The following is a 26,510-nucleotide window of genomic DNA, read 5'->3' as shown; positions in this document are numbered from 1 at the left end:
TGGCTACCAGTCGTAACGGCAATGAAGACTCCCGCAGCAAGGGCGTCTTGCCGCCTCTGCGTACGACTGACTGATCGCGCCGCCACAGCGGCCAGTTCGGCCCGGCCACCGCCGGTTGAGAGGGGTCCTTGCCACGATGACGGCACCACTGCACGAGCCGACCAAGGAAGCGGATCCGGTCGCAGCCGGCGGTCCCGCCGTCGACTCCGGGGTGAAGAAGGTCGAGGGACGGTCTCTCAAGCAGATCGCCTGGAACCGCCTGAAGCAGGACAAGGTTGCTCTGACGGGTGGCATCGTTGTCCTCGTCCTGATCGTGGTGGCCGTCTTCGCGCCGCTGATCGTGAGCCTGTTCGGGCACCCGCCGAACGAGTTCCACCAGGACATGCTCGACCCGCTGACCAATCTCCCCACGGGCAGCCTCGGCGGCGTGAGCGGCGACTACCTGTTCGGCGTCGAGCCGAACAAGGGCCGCGACGTCTTCAGCCGGATCGTCTACGGCGCCCGGATCTCGCTGCTCGTGGCCTTCCTGGCGGCCCTGGTCGCCGTCGCCCTCGGCACCCTCTTCGGGATCATCGCCGGATACTTCGGCGGCTGGGTGGACGCGGTGATCAGCCGGGTCATGGACGTGCTGCTCTCCTTCCCGCAGCTCCTCTTCATCATCTCCCTGGTCTCGGTCCTCCCCGACGATCTGCTCGGCCTCACCGGCAGCGGCGTACGCATCGCCGTGCTGGTCGCCGTCATCGGCTTCTTCGGGTGGCCGTACGTCGGACGCATCGTCCGCGGGCAGACGCTCTCGCTGCGCGAGCGCGAGTACGTGGAGGCGGCGCGCAGCCTCGGCGGCGGGCGCACGCACATCCTCTTCCGCGAGCTGCTGCCCAACCTGGTGGCGCCGATCACCGTCTACGCGACGCTGATGATCCCCACCAACATCCTCACCGAGGCGGCCCTCAGCTTCCTCGGCGCCGGTGTCCGGCCGCCGACGGCCTCCTGGGGCGGAATGCTGCGGGACGCCCTGGAGACCTACGAGCACGACCCGATGTTCATGGTCTTCCCCGGCGTGACGATCTTCATCACCGTGCTGGCCTTCAACCTCTTCGGGGACGGGCTGCGCGACGCCCTGGACCCCAAGGGAACCCGATAGCCCACGACTTGCCCCTGCCGCATCGTCAGGTGGCTCTTCCCATGGTTCTCCGGCAAGCAACGGCCAGGGACCGCGATCTCGGAGGTTACGAGAAAATGTCCACAGTTACCTCGAAACGACGGCTCACCGCTGGTGCGGCCCTCGTGGTCGCGGCGCTGATGACCACCACGGCGTGCGGCGGCGGCGACGGCGACAACGAAGGCGGCGGCAGCTCGAAGGGCGCCGGCTTCAACGCGGCGTTCAACAAGGTCGCCAACCCGTCCACCAAAAAGGGTGGAACGCTGAAGATGGTCGGCAAGCAGGACCTCGACTCCGCCGACCCCCAGCGTGCCTACTACGGCATGGCCTGGGACTTCATGCGCTTCTACACCCGCCAGCTGGTCTCGTACGACACCAAGCCGGGTGCGGCCTCCACCAAGCTGGTCGGCGACCTGGCCACCGGCCCCGGTGAGATCACGGACGGCGGCAAGACCTACACGTACAAGCTGCGTGACGGTCTGACCTGGGAGGACGGCTCCAAGCTGACCTCCAAGGACGTCAAGTACGGCATCGAGCGCATCTGGGCGACGGACACCATCACCGGTGGCCCGCAGTACCTGATGCAGACGCTGGACCCCAAGGGCGAGTACAAGGGCCCCTACAAGGACAAGTCCGCGGACAAGCTCGGCCTCAAGTCGATCGAGACGCCCGACGACAACACCATCGTCTTCAAGCTGCCCAAGCCCAACGGTGACTTCGAGCAGTTCCTCGCCATGCCGTCCGGCTCGCCCGTGAAGGCGGACAAGGACACCGGCGCGAAGTACACCCAGCGCCCGTTCTCCTCCGGCCCGTACAAGTTCCAGGAGTACAAGCCGGGCAAGAGCATCGTGCTCGTCCGCAACGACAAGTGGCAGAAGGCGTCCGACCCGCTGCGCGCAGCGCTCCCGGACAAGGTCACCGTGACGATCTCCGCCAACCTGGAGGAGAACGACAAGAAGCTGATGGAGGGCGACTACGACGTCGACCTCAACGGCACCGGCATGACCCAGTCCGGCCGCGTCACCGCCGTCCAGGAGCACAAGGACAGCGTCGACAACATGCAGACGTCCTTCGTCCGCTACGTCGCGCTCGTCCACACCGCGAAGCCGCTGGACGACGTCCACTGCCGCAAGGCCGTCTTCTACGCCACCGACTTCGCCGGTCTCCAGCAGACCCGCGGTGGCGAGATCGCCGGTGGTGCGATCGCCAACAGCACCCTGCCGGTCTCCATCAAGGGCCACAGCGACTACGACCCGTACGGCGTCCTCGCCCGCAAGGGCAAGCCGGACGTCGCCAAGGCCAAGGACGAGCTGAAGCAGTGCGGTCACCCGACCGGCTTCTCCACCAAGCTCACCGCCCGTACCAACAACCCGGGCGAGGTCGACACCGCCGAGGCGCTCCAGGAGCAGCTCGGCAAGGTCGGCATCAAGATCGAGGTCGACCCGATCGACGGCGCCGAGGCGTCCAGCATCACCGGCTCGCCGTCCGTCGTGAAGAAGCGCGGCTACGGCATGACGATGAGCGGCTGGGGCCCGGACTTCCCGTCCGGCCAGGGCTTCGGCCAGCCGCTGTGGGACAGCCGGTTCCTCGCGGACACCGGTAACTACAACGAGTCGCAGCTGAACGACCCGCAGATCGACAAGATCTTCGACCGGGCGATCGCGGAGACCGACCCGGTCAAGGCCGGCGAGATCTACAAGGAGCTCGACAAGCGGATCCTCGACCAGGCCGACTGGATGCCCTTCATCTACGAGAAGAACATCACCTGGCGCGGCAGCCGTCTGACGAACGCCTACATGTCCGACGCCTACAACGGCCGTTACGACTACGTCTCGCTCGGCGTCGTCAAGTAGTCGCTGTAGTCAACAGCATTCGCAGTCAACCCGTTTGACTGTTCCACCGCCGCCGAAACCCGCCAGTCCGAAGGGCAGGTGAGGGCCGGGGCGATGGCCGGGAGCCCCCACAAGGGGTTCCCGGCCACCGCCGGGCCGCACACAGTGCTTGCTTATCTCATCCGGCGCCTGTTCGCCGTAGTCATCATGGTGCTCGTCGTACTGCTCGCGACGTTCACCATCTTCTTCATGCTGCCCAAGTGGGCGGGTCAGGACGTCGCAGTCCTCTTCGCCGGCAAGGCCACGGGTGTCGAGCAGCTTCAGGGCATCCGCATCAAACTGGGTCTCGACGACCCCCTTCTCGTCCAGTTCTGGGACTTCGTCAAGGGCATCCCGATGGGGCGCGACTACGCGAACGGTGCGGATGTCACCCACTGCGCGGCGCCCTGCTTCGGCTACTCCTTCCGCACGGAGGTCCCCGTCTGGACCACCCTCAAGGACGCGCTGCCCGTGACCGGCGCGCTCGCCGCCGGTGCCTGCGTGCTGTGGCTCCTCGGCGGTGTCGCCACCGGTGTGGTGTCCGCGCTCCGGCGCGGCAGCATCTGGGACCGTGCCGCGATGACCACGGCGCTCGCCGGTGTCTCGCTGCCGATCTTCTTCACCGGCATGGTCGCGATGGGCCTGTTCGTGCACAACTTCGGCTGGGTGAAGATCGCCGACAACCTCTCCACGGACGACGGCATCGGCACCTGGTTCCAGACCCTGATCCTGCCGTGGATCGTGCTCGCCTTCCTGAACGCCGCGATGTACGCCCGCCTCACCAGAGCCACCATGCTCGAAGTGCTCGGCGAGGACTACATCCGCACCGCCCGCTCCAAGGGCCTGGGCGAGGGCGCCGTCATCACCCGGCACGCCCTGCGGTCCGCGATGACGCCGATCCTCACCGTCTTCGGCCTCGACATCGGCGTGCTCCTCGGTGGCGCCGTCCTCACCGAGTCCACGTTCAACCTGCCCGGTCTCGGGCTCGCCGCGGTCCAGGCGATCAGCAACAAGGACCTGCCGGTGATTCTCGGCGTCACCCTGTTCGCGGCTCTCGCGATCGCCGTCGCCAACCTCGTCGTCGACATCATGTACGCCGTCATCGACCCGCGAGTGAGGCTGGGATGACCGAACTGCACAAGAGCGGTGCCGCGCTGGGCGAACCTTCCCCGGCCGGCTCGCCCGCTCCCACCGCCTTCCTCGAAGTGCGTGACCTCAAGGTGCACTTCCCGACCGACGACGGCCTGGTCAAGTCCGTCGACGGGCTCAACTTCCAGCTGGAGAAGGGCAAGACCCTCGGCATCGTCGGCGAGTCCGGCTCCGGCAAGTCCGTCACCTCGCTGGGCATCATGGGCCTGCACACCGCCGGCCAGTACGGCAAGCGCAAGGCCCAGGTCTCCGGTGAGATCTGGCTGGACGGCAAGGAGCTGTTGTCCGCCGACCCCGACGAGGTCCGCAAGCTGCGCGGCCGCGACATGGCCATGATCTTCCAGGACCCGCTGTCCGCGCTGCACCCGTACTACACGATCGGCAAGCAGATCGTGGAGGCCTACCGGGTCCACCACAGCGTCGACAAGAAGACCGCGCGCAAGCGGGCGATCGAGATGCTCGACCGGGTCGGCATCCCGCAGCCCGACAAGCGCGTCGACAGCTACCCGCACGAGTTCTCCGGCGGTATGCGCCAGCGCGCGATGATCGCCATGTCGCTGGTCAACAACCCCGAGCTGCTGATCGCCGACGAGCCGACGACCGCGCTGGACGTCACCGTCCAGGCGCAGATCCTCGACCTGATCCGGGACCTGCAGAAGGAGTTCGGCTCCGCGGTCATCATCATCACCCACGACCTGGGCGTCGTGGCCGAGCTCGCCGACGACATCCTGGTGATGTACGGCGGGCGCTGCGTGGAGCGCGGACCGGCCGAGAAGGTGTTCTACGAGCCCCGGCACCCCTACACCTGGGGCCTGCTGGGCTCGATGCCGCGCCTCGACCGCGACCAGACCGACCGGCTCATCCCGGTCAAGGGTTCCCCGCCGTCGCTCATCAACATCCCCTCGGGCTGCGCCTTCAACCCGCGCTGCCCGTACGCGGACGTGCCCAAGGACGACGTCACCCGCACCGTACGGCCCGAGCTCCAGGAGGTCGGCAGCCGGCACTGGGCGGCCTGCCACATGTCGCAGGAGCAGCGGGAGCGTATCTGGACCGAAGAGATTGCGCCCAAGCTGTGAGCGAGGACAAGGCCGTGACGAGCGAGGACAAGGGCGTGGACGTTCCGGCGCAGAGGTCTGCCGGCGGCGCGGCGGCCGGTGACACGGCCTCCGGCGAGGTGCTGCTCAGGGTCACCGGGCTGCAGAAGCACTTCCCCATCAAGAAGGGGATGCTGCAGCGCAACGCCGGTGCCGTGAAGGCCGTCGACGGGATCGACTTCGAGGTGCGCTCGGGCGAGACCCTGGGCGTCGTCGGCGAGTCCGGCTGCGGCAAGTCGACGATGGGCCGGCTGATCACCCGGCTGCTCGAACCCACCGCGGGGAAGATCGAGTTCGAGGGGAGGGACATCACGCACCTCGGCGTGGGCGGCATGCGCCCGATGCGCCGGGACATGCAGATGATCTTCCAGGACCCGTACTCCTCGCTGAACCCGCGGCACACGATCGGCACGATCGTGGGCGCCCCCTTCAAGCTCCAGGGCGTCACGCCCGACGGCGGCGTCAAGAAGGAGGTGCAGCGGCTGCTGGAGGTCGTGGGCCTGAACCCCGAGCACTACAACCGCTATCCGCACGAGTTCTCCGGCGGTCAGCGCCAGCGCATCGGGATCGCCCGCGCACTGGCGCTCAACCCCAAGCTGGTCGTGGCGGACGAGCCGGTGTCGGCGCTGGACGTGTCGATCCAGGCCCAGGTGGTGAACCTGCTCGACGACCTCCAGACCGAGCTGGGTCTCACGTACGTGATCATCGCCCATGACCTCTCGGTGGTCCGGCACGTCTCCGACCGGATCGCGGTGATGTACCTCGGCAAGATCGTGGAGCTGGCCGACCGCGAGTCGCTCTACAGGGCGCCGATGCACCCGTACACGAAGGCGCTGCTCTCGGCGGTTCCGATCCCGGACCCGAAGCGCCGTTCGGCCAAGAGCGAGCGGATCCTGCTCAAGGGCGACGTGCCCTCGCCGATCTCACCGCCCAGCGGCTGCCGCTTCCACACCCGGTGCTGGAAGGCGACGGAGGTCTGCAAGACGCAGGAACCGCCGCTGGCCGCACTGAAGACCGGGCACCAGGTGGCCTGCCACCACCCGGAGAACGCGCCCGACCAGGTGCCCGGCGAGACGGTCACGGCGGCGGCGCGCGATGCGATCGAGATCGTCGAGGTGCGCAAGCCCTCGGTGGACGAGCCCGAGGCTGCTGAGGCTGCGGCGGACGAGACCGCTGCGGCTGCCGAGCCCGAGGCTGCTGAGGCTGCGGCTGCTGAGCCCGAGGCCGCCGGGCCCGCGGCGGATGGTGGCACCGCCTCGCCCGATACGCCGGAGGACAGCACGAAGGAGTAGTACCGGCACAATTGCCCGGTGCTCAACGAACTGTTCACGCCCTCCGTCCAGCATGCGCTCGACATCGTCGGAATCTTCGTCTTCGCGATCTCGGGCGCTCTGCTCGCCGTACGCAAGAACTTCGATGTCTTCGGCATCGCGGTGCTCGCCGAGGTGACCGCGCTGGGCGGAGGGCTGTTCCGTGACATCGTCATCGGGGCGGTCCCGCCCGCGGCGTTCACGGATCTCGGCTACTTCACCACCCCGCTCCTCGCCGCCGTCCTGGTGTTCTTCCTGCACCCGCACGTCGAGCGGATCCAGGTGGGCGTCAATGTCTTCGACGCGGCGGGCCTCGGGCTGTTCTGCGTCACGGGCACGGTCAAGGCGTACGACTACGGCCTCGGCCTCACCGCGTCGGCGGCCCTCGGGCTGGCCACCGCGGTCGGCGGCGGTGTGCTGCGTGACGTGCTGGCCAACGAGGTGCCCTCGCTGCTGCGCTGGGACCGCGATCTGTACGCGGTGCCCGCCATCGTCGGCGCCACGACGACCGTCCTGTGCATCCGCTTCGGGGTGCTCAACGCGTTCACCAGCGGCACCGCGGTGATCGCCGCCTTCCTGCTGCGGCTGCTGTCGATGCGCTACCACTGGCGGGCCCCGCGCGCCTACAACCGGAAGTCCGCGACGGCCGAGGAGAGCTCCGCGACCACCTGAGACACATTCCGGCCAAAAAGCTACCGCTCAGTAATACGATCGGTGTACGGTGCATCGCATGGCACAGGCAGCAGAGCAGGCGGCGCAGACCGGACCGGCGACCATCGGGGACAGCGAGTTCGATCGTGACACTGCCGTCACCCTTCGCGAAGAGGGCGTCTACGACGCCGAACTCTCCGCCGGATGGACGATCATCCACGCCGTCAACGGCGGATATCTGCTGGCCACACTGGGCCGCGCACTCGGCCAGGCGCTGCCGCACCCGGACCCCTTCTCCGTCTCGGCGCACTACCTCACCGCATCCGTCCCCGGCCCCGCGGTGATCCGGACCCAGACCGTCCGCACCGGCCGCACCCTCTCCACCGGCCAGGCCTCCCTCTTCCAGTTCGCGGAGGACGGTACGGAGGTCGAGCGCATCCGGGTCATCGCCACCTACGGCGACCTGGACGGCCTGTCCGACGAGGTCCGCACCTCGGCGAAGCCGCCGGCCATCCCGCCGATGGAGCACTGCCTCGGCCCGAGCGACGGCCCGGCCCCGATCCCCGGCAGCTCCGCCATCACCGGACGGCTCGACATCAAGCTCGACCCGGCGACGGTCGGCTGGGCCGTCGGCGCACCCTCCGGCAAGGGCGAGATGCGCGGCTGGTTCGGCCTCGCGGACGGCCGAGACGCGGACCCGCTCTCGCTGCTGCTCACCGTCGACGCGCTGCCGCCCACCTCGTTCGAGCTGGGCCTCAAGGGCTGGACGCCGACCATCGAGCTCACCACCCACATCCGCTGCCGCCCCGCCCCCGGCCCGCTGCGCGTCTCCATCACCACCCGCAACCTCGCGGGCGGCTTCCTGGAGGAGGACGCGGACGTCTGGGACAGCGCGGACCGCCTGGTGGCCCAGTCCCGCCAGCTGGCACGCGCACCGCGCTCCTGACGGCCGGCGACGGGGAAGGGGCAGTGGCCGGGAGAAGCTGGTGAGGTGAAATCCGACCGGCTGCTCTCGATCCTCCTGCTGCTCCAGACCCGTGGCCTGGTGCCCGCCACCGAGCTCGCCGAGCGCCTCGAAGTCTCCGTACGCACCATCTACCGGGACATCGAGGCGCTCTCCGCCTCCGGCGTCCCGGTCTACGCCGAACGCGGGCGGCACGGCGGCATCGCGCTGCTGCCCGGGTTCCGTACCGATGTCACCGGGCTGACCGCCGACGAGGCGCGCGCCCTCTTCGTCCTCGCCGCCGAGGGCGCCCACGCCGCGCTCGGCCTCGACGAGGCACTCGGCTCCGCGCTGCGCAAGGTGATGGCCGCCCTGCCCGAACCGCACCGGCCCGCCGCCGAACTGACCAGCAGGCGGATCCTGGTCGACCCGACGCGCTGGATGAGCGGCCCGCAGCCGGCCGTCGACGTGGCCGAACTGCACGACGCGGTCTTCGCCGACCGACGGTTGCGGCTGCACTACCGCCACAGCGGTACGAGCACCCCGCGCACCTACACCGTCGACCCGTACGGCCTCGTCGTGAAGGCGGGCGTCTGGTACCTGGTGGCGGACCTGGACGGGGTGCCCCAGCTCTTCAGGGCCGACCGGGTGCGGCGGGCCGGCCTCACGGACGAACCGGTCGTGCGCCGGCCCGGGGTGGAGCTGGCGGACCTGTGGGACGAGCTGCGCAGGCAGGTCGAGGAGCGGCCCGGACGAGTACGGCTGCGGGTGCGCGTGCACCGCTCCCGGCTCGATCTGTTCGTGCGCCTGCACGCCGGGGCACTGACGGGGGCGCCGCGCCCGGAGGGGCCCGAGGCGGGTGAGGAGCTCGGGGAGTGGCTGCGGGCCGAGCTGGCCGTCGACTCGGTCGAGTGGGCCCGCTCCCTGCTCTCCTTCGGCCCGAACGTGGAAGTGCTCTCGCCGCCCGAGGCGCGGGACGTCCTCGCCCGCCACGCGGCGGCGGTCGTGGCGCTGTACGGGCAGGCGGGCACGGCCTGATCCGTACGAGAGGCCCTAAGGGGTATCGGCCTTGTCGGCGTCGTCCAGCCAGTGCAGCCTGCCGAGGGTGACCAGTCTCAGCCGGCGGCGGGCCACCCCGGCCACCTCCCGCTCGCCGTCCGGCCCCGCGTCCAGCAGCGCCGACGCGGTGATCACCATGTGGTCGACATAGAGGCCGCCGAGCATCAGCAGGTCCTCCTCGCTCCAGCCCCGGGACTCCGGCTCCTTCGCGAGCGCCGCCGCCACCTCCTCGGCGAACCGCCGCAGTTGGGCCGCTATGGCCGCGCGGACCGGGCCGACGCCACCGTGCCGCTCCCGGGCGATGAAGCGGAAGTGGGCTGGCTGGTCACCGACATGACGCGTGATCAGCTCGATGCTGCGGTCCAGGCGTTCCTCGCTGTCGCCGGTCTCGGCGAGCGCAGCGCCGATCATTCCGTGCAGGCTGCCCAGCGCCTCCTCGACGAGCGCCACACCGAGCGCCGCGGTGTCCTCGAAGTGCCGGTAGAAGGCGGTGGGCGTGACGCCTGCGGCCCGGGTCACCTCGCGCAGCCCGAGGCTGCTGAGGCTCTGGTGCTCCAGGAGTTCCAGTGCGGCATCCAGCAGTGCCTGCCGGGTTCTCAGCTTCTGGGTCTGGCGGATGCCGACGGTGTGACTCATGCCATTCAGTAAACAACTGTTCTCCGGGGTGGGGAAGTGGTGAACGGGTCTAGACTGGCAAGTCAGTGAACAGTCGTACTCTCAAATGCTGGTGGAGAGCCCGCGGAAAGGCTGAACATGATCGTCCTCGTCGTTGCCCTGCTCCTGCTCGGGGTCGTGCTCGGAGCGGTGGTCCAGATTCCGCTGCCGCTGAGCCTCGTATGCGGCGCCGCGATCGGCTGCTGGCTGCTGGTCTTCGCCGTGCGGGAGCGGGCGGGTGCGCGGCGCCGTTCGCAGTGACCGCCGCCCGGGCTGTCCCGGCTGCCCCTGCCGTCGCGGCCGTTGCTCCGGCCGCCGGTCCGATTCCCCTTCCGACCATCGATACGAAGGAGCCCGTGCCATGACACTCACCACACCGATCCGCCGGTCCGGGGTGGACGGGGCGACTCCCGCCGGAACCGCTCCAGGAGCCGACGTCGCCACCGCCCCGAAGGGGCCGTCGCGCAGCACCCGGGACGCCGATGGACTGGCCGTGGCCTCGTTCGTGCTCGGGCTCGTCGGCCTGCTGGTGATGAACATCCTGCTCGGCCCGGCCGCCATCGTGATGGCGATCCTCGCCCTCGTCCGGTCCACCTCCCGCCGCGGCCGCGCCCTGCTCGGGCTCGCGCTCGGCATCGCCGACCTCGTGGTCCTCGCCTTCCTCGTCGCCGGGAACGGCGTCGTCGCCTGGAACTTCGGCGGCTGAACCGGGCGGAGCGGACCTCGCCGCCGCGGTGCTCGGGTCCCGGGACACCATGTGCCCGCCGTACGCCCCGCCTCGGGCTCGCGGAAACTGTGGTGCCTTCTGATCGCTCGACAGGACCGCCCGCATCCTGTTCGATCATGGATGGCACAGCGGGCGTCCGTCTGGGGTGGGCTGCGGCGAGGGAGAGGGTGCGTGCTGGAGATAGCGGGGATCGGGGCAGCGGAGGAGCGGGTCTACCGCCACCTGGTGGAGGTACGAGGTGCGGGCGTGGACGAGATCGTCCAACGGCTCCACATCCGGGAACGCGAGGCGGCGTCGCTTCTGTCCTCCCTGCATGACAAAGGCCTGGTCGGGCGGCTGCCGGGCGACGGCGGCATACGGTACGTACCCGTCCCGCCGGACGTGGCGCTGCAGCCTCTGCTGGCGCGCGGCCAAGAAGCGCTGGAGTGGGCGCGGCGTGGAGTGGAGCAGCTGGCCGAGGAGTACCGGGCGGGCGGACGGCGCCATGACGCCGGGCAACTGGTCGAGGTGATCACTGGGGCCGGAGCCATCCGTCAGCAGCTGCGCCAACTCGCCTACGGGGCCCGCAGTGACCTGCGGTGGTTCTGCAAGGCCGATCCCGTGGCGCTGCGCGCCCAGGACAACGACGAGGAGTTCGAGCTGCTCGCCCAGGGCATCCGCTACGAGGCGATCTACGAACGGGCCTGCCTGGAGCAGCCCGGCATGGTCGACAACGTCGCCCAGGGCATCCGCGCCGGTGAAGTGGCCCGTGCCACCAGCGCACTCCCCGTGCGCATGGTCATCGTCGACAGCTCTGTCGCCGTCTGCCCGCTGATGCCGGGCAGCACGACCGGCGCCCGCGGCGAGCCGACTGCCGCGATCATCCGCAGCAGCACTCTCCTGGACGCCCTCGTCGCCCTGTTCGACATTCAGTGGGCGGCGGGGACCCCACTGCACGTCACGGAGGCGGGCGAGCTGGCCGACTTCGCCGACGGCATGGGACCGGGCGGCAGTCTCGCCGACGACGAGCGCTATCTGCTCTCCCTGGTCGTCGCGGGCGTGACGGACAAGGCGATCGCCACCCAGCTGCGTGTCAGCCACCGCACGGTGCAGCGCCGGATCACCGCGCTGATGCAGCGGGCGGGCGCGACGACGCGTACGCAGCTGGTGTGGCAGGCGGCGCGGCGCGACTGGCTGTCCTAGGACGCACGGAAGCCGCGACCGGGGCCGGTCGCGGCTTCCGGATCTCGCGTACTACCTCAGCGCGTACGCCCGCTCGATCTCCTGCGCCACCTCGTTGCCCGCGTCGTCCCAGGCGCGGACCCGCAGCGTGACGTACCCGCTGGTGCGGGCAGTCGAGGGGTGGGTGACCCGGACGCGGTAGGCGCCGTCGCCCCGGGCGGAAGCCCTCGCCGCCCGCCAGTGCCCGCCGTCGTCGTACGAGACGGACACCTCCATGCCCTTCACGGAACGGCCCGTCAGACCGTCCTGGTGACGGGCGCTCACTCCGAAGGCGAAGGACCCGGAGTCAGGGGCGGAGCCCTGGAGGTCCGTGGCCACGTCGTAGTCGAGCTGGAGGAGGGGAAGCAGGGACTCCTTGCCCTCGGCCGGGCGAGGGGCCGTGAACGACCAGCGGGTGCTGGTGGCCCGCGAGAGGGTGCCCTCGGGGCTGGTGCGCTTCACGTCCAGGTCCAACCGGTAGCGGCCGTCGTCCCCGCCCGCGGGGAAGACGCCCCACGCCCGGGAGCCTTCGGCGAGGATCTCGCCGCCGCGACGCAGTACGGCCCGGGTCTCGTCGGGGTAGGGGGTGTCGGCGTCCTTGCGGGGCAGGGCGTAGCCGTAGTGGCCGGAGGCGGTGTCGGCGAACTCGGGGATCCCTATGGTCAGCTGGTCGCCCTTGCGGTGGGCGAGCCCTTCGACACCTCGGGGGATCGCCGGACGCACCACGGGGGCGTACCAGCTCTCCGTGGCGTGCTCACCGGGCCGGTAGGTGCGCAGGGGGCCCAGCATGCCGGTCCCCACTGCCTGGATCGCCCAGATGTTGCGGGGGTTGACCCAGTGCAGCCACCGGGTGTCGGCGGGACCGCTCAGGTACTCCGTCCGCGCCTGCCCGGTGCGGACGTACCGGGACCGAATGGAGAGTTGCACATCCTCCCCCTCCCACGGACGCCAGGACAGCCGGTCCTCCGCGACGTAGCGCGCCCCGCCCGTGTCCGGGTAGCGCGAGACCACGGTGGCCGTGTTCTTCGGCCCGACCTTGTGGACCACGTGCTCGGGGACGCGCTGTTGGGCGACCTGCACGACGTCGTAGAGGTAGGGGCTTTCCGGGGTCCCCTTCAACTCCAGCACGGTGCCCGGCGCGCGCAGCCGCTGCGCGGTGGCGTGGGAGGCGTACAGCCCGATCGCGGGCAGCCGCCGGCCCACCGGCTGCCAGGTCGCGGCCGCGTACCTGTTGCCGCCGGCGGTGGTGACGGCTGCCGCGGCTCCGGCTCGGGCGGCCGAGGTCACCGCCTCGTCGTACTCCACCCCCTCCAGTTCCACGAGCACCGCCGCTCCGCGGACGTCCGTGCCCCGTGCGCGCAGCGCCGCGTAGTCCTCGGGGCGTCCGTGACCGGCGTCCACCACCCGCAGGCGCCGCACGCCTTCCACGGCGGGGGAGTTGTGGAGCAGACGGACGGGGACACCGGCCGCGGCGGTGGGGGAGACCGCGCGTGCGCGGAGCATCGGTGCGGTCAGCTGCCAGCGGGAGGAGAACTCGAAGGTTCCCTCGGTGAACTCCTCGGTGGGCGTGACGTAGAGGAGCTGTCCGCCGCTGTGTCCGCTGGTGAAGAAGCTGGCGAACTCCCGCTCGCCGTCTTTCCAGTGGGTGGAGAAGACCAGCGGGCCCCGCTGCTCGGCCCGCTTGGGGGTCCGGATCTCCACGGGGACCGCCTTGCGTGCGTCGAGCACCAGCTCCGTGGCGCCGCCCACCCGCAGGTGGGGGTTGACCACCAGGCTGTTGGTGACGTTGTCCTCCGTCGACTGCGTGATGACGCCGTGCAGGTAGTACATGCCCTCGGGCATGTCCACCGTCAGGCTCTGCCCTGCCGGCACCTCCTGGACGACATCGAAGCGGCCCGTGGGACCCAGCAGGATCAGCGGGAAGACGGTCGCCGGCTGCCCGGCGCGGTCGATGCCGCGCACGGTGACCTTGTGCGTGACCGGGTCCATCACCGCGGAGAGAACGGTGTGCGTGACGGCCTGCCCGTCGGCCGAGGTGGCGGTGAGGCGGCCGCTGTAGACGCCCTCCGGCAGCGCGGGCGCGTCGAGGGTCACGGTCACGTCGGTGGTGCCATGGGCGTCCACGGTGACCTGCGCGGGGGCGCCTATGGTGCCTGCCGGGGCCGGGGAGCCGTAGAGTTTGTCGAAGGTGGTGTCCAGGGTGAGCGACACGGGCGCGTCGCCGTCGTTGGTGTAGGTGACGCTCACCTGCCGCGGGCCCGCGTCCGGTGCCAGGGCGCCGAAGGTGGTGGTGCCGGTGGCGCGCACCTGCTGGCGCACCGAGCGGGCCACGTCCACCCGGCCGGTGCCCTGCTCGTAGACCGTCTGATCGGGGGCGGTACGCGTCGTGCTCATCAACGCGTCCTTGAGCTGCTGGGCGCTCCAGTCGGGGTGGCGCCCGGCCAGGATCGCTGCCGCGCCCGCCACGTGCGGGGTCGCCATGGACGTACCCGACGCGGCGGTGTAGGCCACGTCCACCGGGTTGCCCATGGACGTGCCGGCCGCGCGGGCGGCGACGATGCCGACGCCGGGGGCGGTGAGGTCGGGCTTGACGCCGTTGTCCCCGACGCGCGGGCCGCGGCTGGAGAAGGGGGCCAGCTTGTCGTCGCGGTCGACGGCGCCCACGGTCAGTGCGCTCGCCGCGGCGCCCGGGGAGCCTACTGAGTAGTCGGAGCCCGTGTTGCCCGCCGCGACGACGAAGAGGGTGCCGGTCTCCTCGCTGAGGCCGTTGAGGACGAGGCTGAGTACGTCCGTGCCGTCGGTGGGCTGGCCGCCCAGGCTCATGCTGACGATGTCGGCGCCCGAGTGGGCGGCCCAGTCCATGCCGCCCATGATGGCGGAGTACGAGCCGGAGCCGCCGTCGTCGAGCACCTTGCCTATCAGCAGCCGTGCCCCCGGTGCCACGCCCTTGCGCGAGCCGCCCGAGGCGGCGCCGCTGCCGGCGATGGTGGAGGCGACATGGGTGCCGTGGCCGTGGCCGTCGTTCGCGGTGGGCTCGTCGGTGAAGTTGCGTACTTCGCCGAGTTTCCCGGCCAGGTCGGGGTGGGTGGCGTCGGCGCCGGTGTCCAGGACGGCGACGGTCGCGCCGTTTCCGTCGTAGCCGGCCTGCCACGCCTCGGGCGCACCGATCTGCGCGGTGCTGCGATCGAGGGAGGCGTGGACCTTCGCGTCCAGCCACAGCTTCTCGACGCCGCCCTCGAAGGCCGCGTTCTTGAAAGCAGAGTTCTTGGAAGAAGAGTTCTTGGAAGCGTTCTTCGCGCCGCCCTCGGCGCTGCTCTTGGCGAGCGCGTCGTCGTCGATGGCCTTCCAGAAGCGCCCGGCCTGCTTCTTGTCCGCCTTCAGTGCCGAGCCGCGCAGGCTCTTGATGACCAGGCCCTTGCGCGAACCGGTGGGCGCCCCTTTGGACGTGGGGTTCGTGCCGCCGGTGTAGCGGGCGATCAGCGGGATGGCGGAGGTGTGGGCGTCGTCGTACCCCTGCTTGACCAGGGAGGTGATGTTGAACAGCTGCCGGTCCAGTTTGCCGGAGGCGATGTACGGGAGCGCGGCGCGGGGCAGCACGTACAGCTGCTTGTCGATCTCCAGTTGGGTGAAGTCGGCCTGCGAAGCGTCCGAGGCCGGCTCGACGGAGACGGCCTTCCGGCCGCCGGGGAAGGTCTCCAGCCGCACCCGGTCACCGGTCACGAGTGTGACGGAGCTGACCTGGGGACGGCCGGCGGAGTTCGCGCCGACGGAGGCGGGCGCGGGGGCGGCGCTCGCGCCGGAGGAGGTGGGGGCCAAGGTGGCGATGAGGACTCCTGCCGCCAGTACGGCGGCAGAGCGATACCGTCTGTGCATCGGAACCTTTCCAGGAGGCAAGGAGATGGACACGCGGTGCGGCTCAAGACTGGGGCCCCACTGATCGGCCGCACCAGCCTTTTCCCTGCCGCGCTTGCGACATGTCGCCAAAACGACACGGCGCGCTCCACCGCGCGTACCGGCAAAGTCACCGGGGCCGAGCAGCCCCTCCTCGTCACCGGCAACGGCCTCGTCGCCCGGGACCTCGCCGGCTGAACCGGGCGCGGAGCCCGACGCCCTCCCCGCCCGGACGGGCCCGGGAACGGGGTGAGGAAGACCGCACCGGGCCGTGCGCGGGTGCCGGGGCACCATGCGCCCGCCGTACGCCCCGCCCCGGGCTCGTAGAATCGAGCCCACCATGGCTTACCTCGACCACGCCGCGACCACGCCGATGCTTCCGGAAGCGATCGAGGCGATGACCGCCCAGCTCGCCGTCACCGGCAACGCGTCCTCACTGCACGCCGCCGGGCGCCGGGCCCGCCGTACCGTCGAGGAGTCGAGAGAGACCCTCGCCGATGCCCTCGGCGCACGCCCCAGCGAGGTGGTCTTCACCTCCGGCGGCACCGAGGCCGACAACCTCGCCGTGAAGGGCCTGTACTGGGCCCGCCGCGACGCCGACCCCCGCCGCACCCGGGTGCTGGCCAGCCCGGTCGAGCACCACGCGGTGCTGGACGCCGTCGACTGGCTCGCCGAACACGAGGGCGCGAACGTCGAATACCTCCCCGTCGACCGGCACGGACGCGTCCACCCGGACGCGCTGCGCGAGGCGATCCTCCGCGATCCCGGTGATGTCGCGCTGGCCACCGTGATGTGGGCCAACAACGAGATCGGCACCATCATGCCGGTACGTGAACTGGCCGCCGTGGCCGGTGAGTTCGATGTGCCGATGCACGCGGACGCGGTACAGGCGTTCGGACAGCTGGAAGTCGACTTCGCCCGGTCCGGGCTGGCCGCGATGACGGTGAGCGGGCACAAGATCGGCGGCCCGTTCGGCATCGGCGCGCTGCTGCTCGGCCGCGAACACACCCCCGTACCCGTGCTCCACGGCGGCGGCCAGGAGCGGCACGTCCGCTCGGGCACCCTCGATGTGCCGGCCGTCGCCTCCTTCGCCCTCGCGGGGCGGCTGGCCGCCGACGGGCGGGAGGAGTTCGCCCGCGAGATCGGCGGGCTCCGCGACGAACTGGTCGCGGCCGTGCTGGCGGCCGTGCCCGACGCCGTCCTCGGCGGCGACCCGGCCCCGGGCGGCCGGCTCCCCGCGAACGCCCACTTCACCTTCCCCGGCTGCGAGGGCGACTCCCTGCTCCTGCTGCTGGATGCCCAGGGCATCGAATGCTCCACCGGCTCCGCGTGCACCGCCGGGATCGCCCAGCCCAGCCACGTACTGCTGGCCACCGGCACCGATCCGGACCTGGCCCGCGGCACCCTGCGCTTCTCGCTCGGCCACACGTCCACCAAGCAGGACATCGACGAGGTGGCCCGCGCGATCGGACCGGCGGTGGAGCGGGCGCGCACCGCGGGACTCAGCTGAGTCCGGCGGGACCTGGCCCGTCCGGCGCCGCCCGGACGGGCCCCGCGGTCACCGCCCGCCCGCCGCCCGGACCAGCTTCAGATACCGGTCCCAGTCCCAGTGCTTGCCAGGATCGGTGTGGTCCGTGCCCGGCACCTCCACGTGCCCGATGATGTGCTCCCGGTCCACCGGTATCCCGTACCGCCCGCAGATCGCCGCCGTGAGCCGCGCCGAGGCCCCGTACATCGCCGCCGTGAAGTCCTGCGGCCGGTCCACGAAGCCCTCGTGCTCTATGCCGACGCTGCGCTCGTTGTACGACCTGTTCCCCGCGTGGAACGCCACATCCAGCTCGCGGATCATCTGCGTCACATGACCGTCCTTGCGCACCACGTAGTGCGCGGCCGCTCCGTGTCCCGGGTCCTGGAAGACCTTCACCGCGCTTTGGTAGCTGCCCTGGGTGACATGGATGACGACCCGGTCGATCGTGTAGTCGTCGGGGCGGTCGGCCCGCCGCCAGTTCGCCGAGGAGGCCGCTATCCACTGGGCCCGCGCGAAATCCACCTCGCCGGGCTTCCGGGGCTTCTCCACTCCCGGCAGCCGCCACCAGGCATGCTGCAGCTGCTCCCGCGCCAGCGCGGCGGTGCCCACGGCCGTGACTGCGGCGCCGATCAGAAGTCCGCGCCGGCTGATGCCGCGCCCGGACTTCGCGCCCCCGGAGCTCTTGGTGCCCGGTGTCCCCTTGGTCCCCATGTGATCCACAACGCATATCCGAGAGCGTTCGGTTCCCGGCGCCCCGTACCCTGGTGGAGCTATGACTGAGACTTCCCAGCGCCCCCTCCGTGTGCTCGCCGCCATGTCGGGCGGTGTCGACTCCGCCGTCGCCGCGGCCCGCGCCGCCGAGGCGGGCCACGACGTGACCGGTGTGCACCTCGCCCTCTCCGCGAACCCGCAGTCCTTCCGTACCGGGGCGCGCGGCTGTTGCACGATCGAGGACTCCCGCGACGCCCGCCGGGCCGCGGACGTGATCGGCATCCCCTTCTACGTCTGGGACCTGGCGGAACGCTTCCGCGAGGACGTCGTGGACGACTTCATCGCGGAGTACGAGGCGGGGCGCACGCCCAACCCCTGCCTGCGCTGCAACGAGAAGATCAAGTTCGCCGCGCTCCTCGACAAGGCCCTCGCGCTCGGCTTCGACGCGGTCTGCACGGGCCACTACGCCACCGTCGTCCTCAGCGAGGACGGCAGCCGCGAACTGCACCGCGCCTCCGACATGGCCAAGGACCAGTCGTACGTCCTCGGCGTCCTGGACGAGAAGCAGCTCGCCCACGCGATGTTCCCGCTCGGCGACACCCTCACCACCAAGGACGAGATCCGCGCCGAGGCCGAGCGCAGGGGCCTGGCCGTCGCCAAGAAGCCCGACAGCCACGACATCTGCTTCATCGCCGACGGCGACACCCAGGGCTTCCTGGCGGACCGCCTCGGCGGCAAGGCGGAGGGCGACATCCTCGACGAGTCGGGCACGAAGGTCGGCACCCACGAGGGTGCCTTCGGCTTCACCATCGGCCAGCGCAAGGGCCTGCGCATCGGCCACCCCGCCCCCGACGGCAAGCCGCGCTACGTCCTGGACATCTCCCCGGTGAACAACACGGTCACGGTCGGCCCGGCCGAGTCCCTCGACGTCACCGCCCTCACCGCCATCAAGCCCCGCTGGTGCGGCACGGCCCCGACCGACCCCGGCACGTACACCGCCCAGCTCCGCGCCCACGGCGGCGAGACCGAGGTGACGGCGGAACTGCTCGACGGCACGCTCCACGTCGCCTTCACCGAGCCGGTCCGGGGCGTGGCCCCCGGCCAGGCGGTCGTCCTCTACGACGGCACCCGCGTCGTCGGCTCGGCGACGATCGCCACGACGGTACGGCGGGAGACGGCGGCGACCGGCTGATCGCCGGGGCCCGGGCCGGGGACGAGGCCAGGGCAACCGTCACAATAAACGTATCGAGTCGTACCCGCGTGTCCGGGTGTCGGGTGGCGGCAGAGGGGGCATCTCGCAGGCCGGCTGAGTCCTGCTGGGTGGAGACAGCCCGCCGTACGGGCATGGCCGCCGGGTTGTCCGCAGCGCTCGCGCCCTGGCGCAAGTCCAGAGCGGTGCACGACCCCGGCAAGATCCTGCCGGTCATCGCACTCGGCGTCGCTCCGGGCGGCGACTGCCGCCTGCTGCGGGCCGAGCCCGCCGTCTTCGGACCGGTCGCGTCCGATCAGACCGTCTTCCGTTCCCTCGACATGCTCGCCGCGGCCGGTCCCCGCGCGCTCGCGGCCATCCAACGCGCGCGAAGCGAAGTCCGCGAGCGGGCCTGGCACTTGGCGGGCCAGGCGGCCCCGAACGCGGGCGGCGAGGTGATCGTGGACATCGACGGGGTCCTGGTCCTCGCGCACTCGCAGAAGGAACACGCGGCCGCGACCTGGCGGAAGACCTTCGGCCATCACCCGCTGTTCGCGTTCGTCGACCACGGCCGGGCAGGGACCGGCGAGCCCGTCGGCGCTCTGCTGCGGCCGGGGTCTTGTGGGTGGCCGACGGATGCCGGGCCGCCGCGCCAGGTGGGACTTTCGTCGTTGGCCGTCGCGACCAATGGCCGACGCGGAGCGGGTTGAGAGGGTCTTAACGTAGCCGGGTGACTCGTGTGGAATCTACGGCCCCAAAAGCATCGGCGCGCCAGGCGCTGGCGGCGAGGCTGCGTTCGGCGACCCCGCGGCTGGCCGCCCTGGGCAGGGCTCTCTTGGCTCCCGGTATGTGGTCTCCCTGGCGCATCGTGGGCGAATCGCTGCTGAGCGTGGCGTTCGGGCTGCTGGGAGCAGGTCTCGCGGCCCTGGACCAAGGCGGCACCGTACGGATCGCTGCCGCCGGGCTGGCGATCGCTGCGCTGTCACTTTTGCGCCGGACGCTGCCCGCGACCGTGCTGCTGGTGACCGCCGTCGGCTCTGTCCTGTTCGGCGGTCTCGCCCCGTTGGTCCTTGTCGCCGCCTGGTCGGCGGGGCGGCGGATCGACGGGGTCGGCAAGGCCGTCGGCACCTTCGCCCTCGCGTACGTCCTCAACCTCGGCCTGGCAGTCGTGCAGGCGCTGCCTCACCTCTCACTGCCCCGCTTGGTCTTCGACGTCCTGTGGCCGCTGGTCGCGATCATCGCGCCCGGCCTGGCCGGCCGCCACCGGTCGCAGCACCATACGCTGACCGACACGCTCCGGGAGTACGACGCCCAGCAGCAACGCGAGCGCGCGATGATCGCCGGACAGGCCCGGGCGCGGGAGCGTCAGCGCATTGCGCAGGACATGCACGACAGCCTCGGCCATCAGCTGGTGCTCATCTCGGTGCACGCGGGCGCGCTGGAGGTGGACCGCGAGCTGACCGGACGGCAGCGGGAGGCAGTGGGGGTGCTGCGCGAGGCGTCGGTGGCCGCGATGCACGAGCTGCGCGAGGTGGTACAGGTGATGCGGGACAGCACGGAAGTCCCCCACCAGGACCGCACCACCCCAGGCGTCGCGGCTGCGGCGGCGGAGGACACCACGGCGCTGTCGCGCGGGGTGGCGGGCATCGAGGGCCTGGTGGGAACGTCCCGGAGCGCGGGCGCGGCCGTGGAGCTGCGGCACTCCGGCGAGCCGTGCCCGCTCCCCCCGACCGCCGATCACGCGGCGTACCGCATCGTCCAGGAAGGCCTGACCAACGCCCACAAGCACGCCCCGGGCGCCCCGATCACCGTCGAGCTGCGGTATGAGCCGGACGCGCTGGTCGTGGAGGTCGCCAACGGACCCGCAACCGGGACGACGGACAACGGCCGGGACGTGGTGAGCGGCGGCCAGGGGCTGACCGGGCTCGGTGAGCGGACCCGGCTCATCGGGGGCATGGCGCACGCGGGCCCGACGGCGGACGGCGGTTTCCGGCTGGCGGGCGTGCTGCCGTACACATCGCCGGAAGGCGGTGTCCCGAGCCCCGAGCCCGGCAACGTGACGACGACGTTCGTTGATCCAACAGGCGCCTTTTGGCAGCAGACCCCGGGGGACTCCTTGGACGAGGGTGGTCCCGTCATGAACGGGAACGGTCTGAAGGAGCTGGCCAAGGCAATGAGCAGGAAGAACGGAAGCGGCATAGCCATCGGCTGTGGGATGGCGGTACTGATTTCTCTGCTGCTGGTGATCGCCGCCGTCGGCGTCGGGGGATACGTCCTCCTGGACAAGGCGGAAAAGACCAGGATCGAGCCGAAGCAGTACGACGCGGTGAAGGTGGGCCAGTCCGAGGCAGAGATCCGCAAGCAGTTGCCCAAGGAGAACCGCTTCCTGACCGACGGCCTGGAAATGGGTGCGCCGCCCGTGCCCAAGGGCGCGAAGTGCCTCAGCCTGACTTCCACGGAGTCCAGCAGCAATCCGGACATGGAGCCGGTCTTCCGGTTCTGCTTCAAGGACGGCAAGTTGACCGAGAAGAAGTCCTTCGAGGTGAGGAACTGAGGAGTGCCGGGCGCTCGATCAGGGATGATGGCGAGTGACCGCAGGTAGACACTCAAGGACCGCGCAGGGGAATCATGATCAGGGTTCTCGTCACGGATGACGAGCCGCTCATCCGGGCAGGCGTCAGGATGATTCTCTCCTCCGCCGACGACATCGAAGTCGTCGCCGAGGCGGTGAACGGCCGTGAGGCGGTCGAACTGGCCCAGACCCGACGCGTGGACGTCGTGCTGCTCGACATCCAGATGCCGGTCATGGACGGACTGACGGCCCTGGCCGAGCTGCACCGGACCGTGCCTGACACGCGGGTGCTGATCCTGACAACCTTCGGGGAACAGCAGAACGTACTGCGCGCCCTGACCGGGGGCAGCGCGGGCTTTCTGCTCAAGGACTCGGCGCCCGCGGAACTCATGCGCGCGGTCCGGGCCGCCGCGGCCGGAGACGCGTACCTGTCGCCGGGTGCCACCCGCCGTGTCGTGGACTCGTTGGCGTCCAGCCAGAGCGCCCACCGTGCCGAGCAGGCACGCCGCCGGCTGGACGCGCTGACCAACCGTGAGCTGGAGGTCCTGGCGCTGCTGGGTGAGGGCCTGTCCAACGCGGACGCCGGTCGGCGGATCCACATGAGCGAGGCCACGGTCAAATCGTACGTGAGCCGGATCCTGACCAAGCTGGACTGCGAGAACCGAGTGCAGGCCGCACTGCTGGCACGCGACGCCGACCTGGGAACCTGACCACACCACTCGATGACGTTGAAGCAGAGCCCGCTTCGGTGGCCGCGCTGCTGCGCCCCGGCAGCGCAGGCTCCAACACCGCGAGCGACCACATCACCACCACTGGGCTCGCCCTGGCCCAACTCCCCAGACACCTGCGCCGGGGACGGCAGACACTGATCCGCACCGACTCCGCCGGCGGCACCCACGCCTTCCTCGACCGGCTCACCCGCCGGGGCCGGTGGTTGTCGTATTCCGTCGGAACGACCATCACCGACACCATCCACCAGGCCGTCCTGAAGATCCCGAAGAAGGCGTGGACACCGGCCTGCGACGCCGACGGCATCGAACGGCCCGGCGCCTGGGTCGCGGAGATCACCGCCATCCCCGACCTGAGCACCTGGCCGAAGGGTATGCGGCTGATCGTCCGCAAGGAACGGCCGCACCCCGGCGCCCCGTTGCGCTTCACCGACGTGGACGGGCTGCGGCTGACCTGTTTCGCGACCAACACGACCGGCGGTCAGCTCGCCGACCTTGAACTGCGTCACCGCAGACGGACCCGCTGCGAGGACCGCATCCGAAACGCCCGCGACGGCCTGCGCAACCTGCCCCTGTACTACACCGCACAGAGCCGGATCTGGCTGGAGATCGTCTCCCTCGCACTCGACCTCCTTGCCTGGATGCCGATGCTTGCCCTGACCGGCAGGACCCGCCGCTGGGAACCGATGAGTTTTGCGGTGTCCGGCGGTCGTACTGTCGAACCCGTTACCGAGGAGGGCTTCTGATGCGCAGCGTGACCTATTCGATGAGCGTCTCACTTGACGGCTACATCGTCGGGCCGGACGGCGACTTCGACTGGACGGCGCCCGGCGAGGATGTCTTTCGCTCCTGGATCGACGAGATTCGACAGGTCGGCGTCCACCTGTTGGGACGACGGCTGTACGAGACGATGCTGTACTGGGAGACCGCCGACCAGGATCCATCGCTCGACGACGCCATGCTCGAGTGGGCCGCAGTCTGGAAGCCGCTCCCCAAGGTGGTGTTCTCCACCACGCTGTCGGCCGTGCAGGGCAATGCCCGCCTGGCCTCCGGCGGCCTGGCGGAGGAGATCGAGCGGTTGCGAGCCGAGCCGGGGGAGGGCGACATCGCGATCGGCGGCGCGACTCTCGCCGCCGAGGCGGCCGCGCTGGGCCTGATCGACGAGTACCGGGCCAGGGTCTACCCGGTGCTGGTTGGCGGTGGCATCCCGTTCTTTCCCCAGCGCGAGCGCCGGGTGGATCTCGAACTCGTCGAGACCCGCACCTTCAGCTCCAGAGTCGTCTACCTCCGCTACCGCGTGGCGCGTTAGCCGGCTCGTCCGCCGAGCCCTGGGAAGAACGGGCCAGTCAGTGAGCAACAGGCGCGGCCGTCCCTCGTTCAGCCGAGGCCGGCGTTGCCGGCCTTCACCGCCAGTACAAGCGCGCGGAGTGCGGATCGGTTCGTCGTGAGGATGTGCTCCGGGGTTTCGCTCTCGCGGATCGCGATGTCTGTACCCTCTGCGGCGGCAACCTCGACGCAGTTGTTCCCTCCTGCGTCGGAGAACGATGACTTCAACCAATGCAGGCCGGACACGTGAGACACCTCTACAGCTCTCTGACGACTGAGCGGATGAAATCCCTGGACTTGACGGGAGTCAACGCCACCTTCTCGACCATGTCCAGCCTGGTGCGAAAGTTCGCCAGTTGCGTGGGGGAGTCGATGAAGACGGCTCCGGTGGGCGAGTCCAGCTGCACGGTGTCCAGATGCTGATTGGCAGCCTCTGCGTACAGGACGGACGAGTCGCCGAGGAGCGGGAATCCACCGGCTGCGAACGGGATGACGTGCAGGTTGACATTGGGGCGTTCACTCGCATCCAGCAGGTGCAGCAGCTGAGCGCGCGTGACGTCGGGGCCACCGATCCGCATTCTGATCGCAGCTTCGTGGATCACGCCGGTGTAGGGGATCGGGTGCTCTCCAGTGACTACGGACTGGCGGGCCAAGCGGTGTGCCACGCGTAGTTCGATTTCGAGGCGCGGCATGGGCGGGACGAAGAGTTCAAAAATCGCGCGTGCATGGTCCTCGGTGTGGAACAGGCCTGGAAGGTGCGCGATCTGGACAGTTCGTAGGCGCACGGCGAGGTGCTCAAGTGCCGATACATCCAGAAAGCCTGGTGGGATCTTGCCCCGGTACTCCTCCCACCAGCCTGACTTCCGCCCACCGGTCAGCCCGGCGAGTGCGTCGATCAGGGACGAGTCGCTGCACTCGTAGATGCTGGCGAGCCGGCGCAGACGCTCTTCGCTGATGCCGAAGCGCCCGGCTTCCACATTGGAGATGACCGTGCGGTCAGTGCCCAGGAGGTCGGCTGCTGCGGGGGCGGTCATGCCTGCCCCTTCGCGAAGCCGCCGAAGTTCGATGCCGAATCGGCGCTGAAGGATGGTTGGGGTCTGTCGCGGCGCCATGTGCACTCTCCTCGGTTCGCGCACAGTGTGCCTACTCAGAGCCCGACGTTCCACCAAGAACAGGAAGTTAACTCTTCGGAGTGACTTGGTATCACGGTTATGAGTTTCTCTCTTACTCTGTGATGTGTGCCACTTGCGCAGCTGATGGCGGAAGCGCACCGATCCACCCCGCCCACCCGGGAAGGCGGGCCCCGGACCGGCATTGCCACCGCCGCCCAGGCTGCAACCACCCTTGGCGCAAGTCCACTTGAGACCACTCGCACGCACCCCAGGAGGTGCCCGTGAGGACCGAAGACACCCCCTACATCCCGTACGACCACCAACACCCCGCTCCCATTCCCTTCGCCGAACCCTGGCAGTACGAACTCGCCTTCCCCTGCGACCCGCGCAGCCCCCGGATCGCGCGTACCGCCCTCCGCGCCATCCTCAACGCCCACGAACTGGCCGAACTCAGCTACCGGGCCGAACTGTTGACGTCCGAGCTGACCACCAACTCCGTACGGCACACCAAGGGGCCGGCCGCCGTGCGGCTCCAGTGGCGGCACCCAGTGCTCCGGATCAGCGTCTGGGACATGAGCCCGGACCTGCCCAAGCCGTACGTCCCGCCCGTCGCCCCCCACGCCGAAGCCGGGCGGGGCATGGCCATCCTCGAACTCGTCGCGGACCGATGGGGCGGGTGCGCCATAGGGGAAGGGGCGCTCGGGCCGGGTGGCAAGACTGTCTGGTTCGAGCTCGCGCTCGGTGCCTGAGCCGCGGATGCGGCGGCGCCCCGCGCGACCACGTCCGACCCCCGTACGGGCGTTGGTCGCGCGGGGCGGGTCGTGGGGTCAGGAAGTCTGGCGCAGGCGGACGGGTCCGGCGAAGAACTCCGTGAGGACCGGGGCCACCGCCTGCGGGGCCAGGTCGCGGGTCTGGCCCGTCAGGGTGCGGTGGCGGGCGCGGGGGAGGGTCTCTGCGAGGGCGCGGGTCGCCAGGTGGGTCCGGGTGGGGCTGGAGCCGCCGCAGATCACCAGGGTGCGGGCCGTGACGGAGGCAAACCGGGCGGCCGGGATCGCGCCGGTGCCGAGGATCGCGTCGTCGTACGCGAGGGTGTGGGCCATCGCCAGCAGGTCGCTCCACAGCGGGGCGCGGCGCATACGGGCGATCATGTCGGCCGGCACGCCCGTCACGGACAGGAACAGCTCGACGGCTCCCGCGCGGTCCCCGGTGGACAGCAGCCGGTGCAGACGCGAGGTGCAGCACGCCTTGTACTGGAGGCCCGCGGCGCCCGGCGTGTAGGGCGGTTCGTACACCGCCAGCAGGTCGACGGGGAGGCCGGCGGCCTGTGCCTCCAGGGCCAGGGCCCCGCCGGCGCCCATGCCGAAGACGGAGGCCCGGCCGCCCGTCGCGGTGACGAGCGCGGCCAGGTCCTCGATCTCGCGTTCCACCGCGTACGGGCCACTGTCGCCGCTGGAGCCGCGGCCGCGCCTGTCGTACGTGACGACATGGAAGTGCGGCGCGAGCAGCCGCGCCAGCGGCGCCTCGGTCGCCGCCGTGCCCAGCGAGCCGCCCACCAGGATCACCGGCGGCCCTTCACCCCGGTGCCGGTACGCGATCATGGTGCCGTCGCGGGAGAGAATCTTGTCCATGCGAGGGT

General features: G+C 70.4%; 24 protein-coding genes and 2 pseudogenes. 20 read left to right on the top strand and 6 right to left on the bottom strand.

Annotated elements, in window-relative coordinates:
• The first annotated feature begins 136 nt into the window (after positions 1–136).
• The 8 genes from OHA19_RS12505 to OHA19_RS12470 all read left to right on the top strand — a co-directional run bounded on the left by OHA19_RS12505 (position 137) and on the right by OHA19_RS12470 (position 9,215).
• Positions 137–1,141: an ABC transporter permease gene (locus tag OHA19_RS12505; protein ID WP_405716724.1), complete on the top strand. Its 1,005-nt coding sequence runs from the start codon at positions 137–139 to the stop codon at positions 1,139–1,141.
• Positions 1,142–1,236: 95 nt separating this feature from the next.
• On the top strand, positions 1,237–3,012 hold the full coding sequence (locus OHA19_RS12500; protein ID WP_405716725.1) for an ABC transporter substrate-binding protein: 1,776 nt from the start codon (positions 1,237–1,239) through the stop codon (positions 3,010–3,012).
• A 144-nt stretch (positions 3,013–3,156) separates the two neighbouring features.
• Complete coding sequence (locus tag OHA19_RS12495; RefSeq protein ID WP_405721889.1) at positions 3,157–4,158, top strand: ABC transporter permease; 1,002 nt, start codon at positions 3,157–3,159, stop codon at positions 4,156–4,158.
• Positions 4,155–5,255 (top strand): ABC transporter ATP-binding protein, encoded by a 1,101-nt coding sequence (locus OHA19_RS12490; RefSeq protein ID WP_405716726.1) that lies wholly within the window; start codon positions 4,155–4,157, stop codon positions 5,253–5,255. The genes OHA19_RS12495 and OHA19_RS12490 overlap by 4 nt, the downstream gene beginning before the upstream one ends.
• Before the next feature lie 35 nt (positions 5,256–5,290).
• A complete protein-coding gene (locus OHA19_RS12485; protein ID WP_405753244.1) occupies positions 5,291–6,565 on the top strand; it encodes an ABC transporter ATP-binding protein in 1,275 nt (424 codons plus the stop codon).
• Between the two features lie 18 nt (positions 6,566–6,583).
• On the top strand, positions 6,584–7,255 hold the full coding sequence (locus OHA19_RS12480; RefSeq protein WP_405716728.1) for a trimeric intracellular cation channel family protein: 672 nt from the start codon (positions 6,584–6,586) through the stop codon (positions 7,253–7,255).
• Positions 7,256–7,313: 58 nt separating this feature from the next.
• Positions 7,314–8,180: a thioesterase family protein gene (locus OHA19_RS12475; protein WP_405716729.1), complete on the top strand. Its 867-nt coding sequence runs from the start codon at positions 7,314–7,316 to the stop codon at positions 8,178–8,180.
• Between the two features lie 45 nt (positions 8,181–8,225).
• Complete coding sequence (locus OHA19_RS12470) at positions 8,226–9,215, top strand: helix-turn-helix transcriptional regulator (RefSeq protein ID WP_405716730.1); 990 nt, start codon at positions 8,226–8,228, stop codon at positions 9,213–9,215.
• A gap of 15 nt (positions 9,216–9,230) precedes the next feature.
• On the opposite strand, the gene OHA19_RS12465 is transcribed toward OHA19_RS12470, so the two are convergent.
• A complete protein-coding gene (locus tag OHA19_RS12465; protein WP_405716731.1) occupies positions 9,231–9,872 on the bottom strand; it encodes a TetR family transcriptional regulator in 642 nt (213 codons plus the stop codon).
• A gap of 117 nt (positions 9,873–9,989) precedes the next feature.
• Between OHA19_RS12465 and OHA19_RS12460 the strand changes: the two genes are divergently transcribed.
• The 3 genes from OHA19_RS12460 to OHA19_RS12450 all read left to right on the top strand — a co-directional run bounded on the left by OHA19_RS12460 (position 9,990) and on the right by OHA19_RS12450 (position 11,799).
• The gene (locus tag OHA19_RS12460) at positions 9,990–10,151 is read left to right on the top strand and encodes a hypothetical protein (protein WP_405716732.1); all 162 of its coding nucleotides are present in this window, start codon (positions 9,990–9,992) and stop codon (positions 10,149–10,151) included.
• 100 nt (positions 10,152–10,251) lie between these two features.
• The gene (locus OHA19_RS12455) at positions 10,252–10,596 is read left to right on the top strand and encodes a DUF4190 domain-containing protein (RefSeq protein ID WP_405750227.1); all 345 of its coding nucleotides are present in this window, start codon (positions 10,252–10,254) and stop codon (positions 10,594–10,596) included.
• 192 nt (positions 10,597–10,788) lie between these two features.
• Entirely contained in the window at positions 10,789–11,799 is a 1,011-nt protein-coding gene (locus OHA19_RS12450; RefSeq protein WP_405716734.1) for a helix-turn-helix domain-containing protein, read from the top strand.
• Between the two features lie 51 nt (positions 11,800–11,850).
• Here the strand turns inward: OHA19_RS12450 and OHA19_RS12445 are convergent, their stop codons facing one another.
• Entirely contained in the window at positions 11,851–15,690 is a 3,840-nt protein-coding gene (locus OHA19_RS12445; RefSeq protein ID WP_405750225.1) for a S8 family serine peptidase, read from the bottom strand.
• Between the two features lie 36 nt (positions 15,691–15,726).
• On the opposite strand from OHA19_RS12445, the gene OHA19_RS12440 reads away from it, so the two are divergent.
• Complete coding sequence (locus OHA19_RS12440; RefSeq protein ID WP_405716736.1) at positions 15,727–15,906, top strand: hypothetical protein; 180 nt, start codon at positions 15,727–15,729, stop codon at positions 15,904–15,906.
• Positions 15,907–16,048: 142 nt separating this feature from the next.
• The gene (locus OHA19_RS12435) at positions 16,049–17,218 is read left to right on the top strand and encodes a cysteine desulfurase family protein (RefSeq protein ID WP_405716737.1); all 1,170 of its coding nucleotides are present in this window, start codon (positions 16,049–16,051) and stop codon (positions 17,216–17,218) included.
• A gap of 48 nt (positions 17,219–17,266) precedes the next feature.
• Here OHA19_RS12435 and OHA19_RS12430 read toward each other — a convergent pair whose 3' ends face one another.
• Positions 17,267–17,947: an N-acetylmuramoyl-L-alanine amidase gene (locus OHA19_RS12430; protein ID WP_405750222.1), complete on the bottom strand. Its 681-nt coding sequence runs from the start codon at positions 17,945–17,947 to the stop codon at positions 17,267–17,269.
• Positions 17,948–18,008: 61 nt separating this feature from the next.
• On the opposite strand from OHA19_RS12430, the gene mnmA reads away from it, so the two are divergent.
• The 6 genes and pseudogenes from mnmA (at position 18,009) to OHA19_RS12400 (ending at position 23,745) form a co-directional block, all read left to right on the top strand.
• A complete protein-coding gene (mnmA, locus tag OHA19_RS12425) occupies positions 18,009–19,139 on the top strand; it encodes a tRNA 2-thiouridine(34) synthase MnmA (protein WP_405716739.1) in 1,131 nt (376 codons plus the stop codon).
• A gap of 52 nt (positions 19,140–19,191) precedes the next feature.
• Positions 19,192–19,837: pseudogene (locus OHA19_RS12420) on the top strand (transposase); the annotation flags it as partial.
• 146 nt (positions 19,838–19,983) lie between these two features.
• On the top strand, positions 19,984–21,690 hold the full coding sequence (locus OHA19_RS12415; protein ID WP_405716740.1) for a sensor histidine kinase: 1,707 nt from the start codon (positions 19,984–19,986) through the stop codon (positions 21,688–21,690).
• Between the two features lie 74 nt (positions 21,691–21,764).
• Positions 21,765–22,418, top strand: coding sequence for a response regulator (locus OHA19_RS12410; RefSeq protein WP_405716741.1), 654 nt, complete (start codon positions 21,765–21,767; stop codon positions 22,416–22,418).
• Positions 22,419–22,444: 26 nt separating this feature from the next.
• Positions 22,445–23,122, top strand: a pseudogene (locus OHA19_RS12405) (transposase); the annotation flags it as partial.
• 59 nt (positions 23,123–23,181) lie between these two features.
• A complete protein-coding gene (locus OHA19_RS12400) occupies positions 23,182–23,745 on the top strand; it encodes a dihydrofolate reductase family protein (protein ID WP_405716742.1) in 564 nt (187 codons plus the stop codon).
• Positions 23,746–23,813: 68 nt separating this feature from the next.
• On the opposite strand, the gene OHA19_RS12395 is transcribed toward OHA19_RS12400, so the two are convergent.
• Positions 23,814–24,008: a DUF397 domain-containing protein gene (locus tag OHA19_RS12395; protein WP_405716743.1), complete on the bottom strand. Its 195-nt coding sequence runs from the start codon at positions 24,006–24,008 to the stop codon at positions 23,814–23,816.
• A gap of 11 nt (positions 24,009–24,019) precedes the next feature.
• Positions 24,020–24,874, bottom strand: coding sequence for a helix-turn-helix domain-containing protein (locus OHA19_RS12390; RefSeq protein WP_405716744.1), 855 nt, complete (start codon positions 24,872–24,874; stop codon positions 24,020–24,022).
• Positions 24,875–25,155: 281 nt separating this feature from the next.
• On the opposite strand from OHA19_RS12390, the gene OHA19_RS12385 reads away from it, so the two are divergent.
• Entirely contained in the window at positions 25,156–25,623 is a 468-nt protein-coding gene (locus OHA19_RS12385; protein ID WP_405716745.1) for an ATP-binding protein, read from the top strand.
• Positions 25,624–25,701: 78 nt separating this feature from the next.
• Here the strand turns inward: OHA19_RS12385 and OHA19_RS12380 are convergent, their stop codons facing one another.
• Positions 25,702–26,502, bottom strand: coding sequence for an alpha/beta fold hydrolase (locus OHA19_RS12380; protein WP_405716746.1), 801 nt, complete (start codon positions 26,500–26,502; stop codon positions 25,702–25,704).
• Positions 26,503–26,510: the final 8 nt, after the last annotated feature.

This window comes from Streptomyces sp. NBC_00012, from assembly GCF_045040875.1.
GTDB lineage: Bacteria > Actinomycetota > Actinomycetes > Streptomycetales > Streptomycetaceae > Streptomyces.
This window is presented reverse-complemented; position numbering and strand designations above follow the sequence as displayed.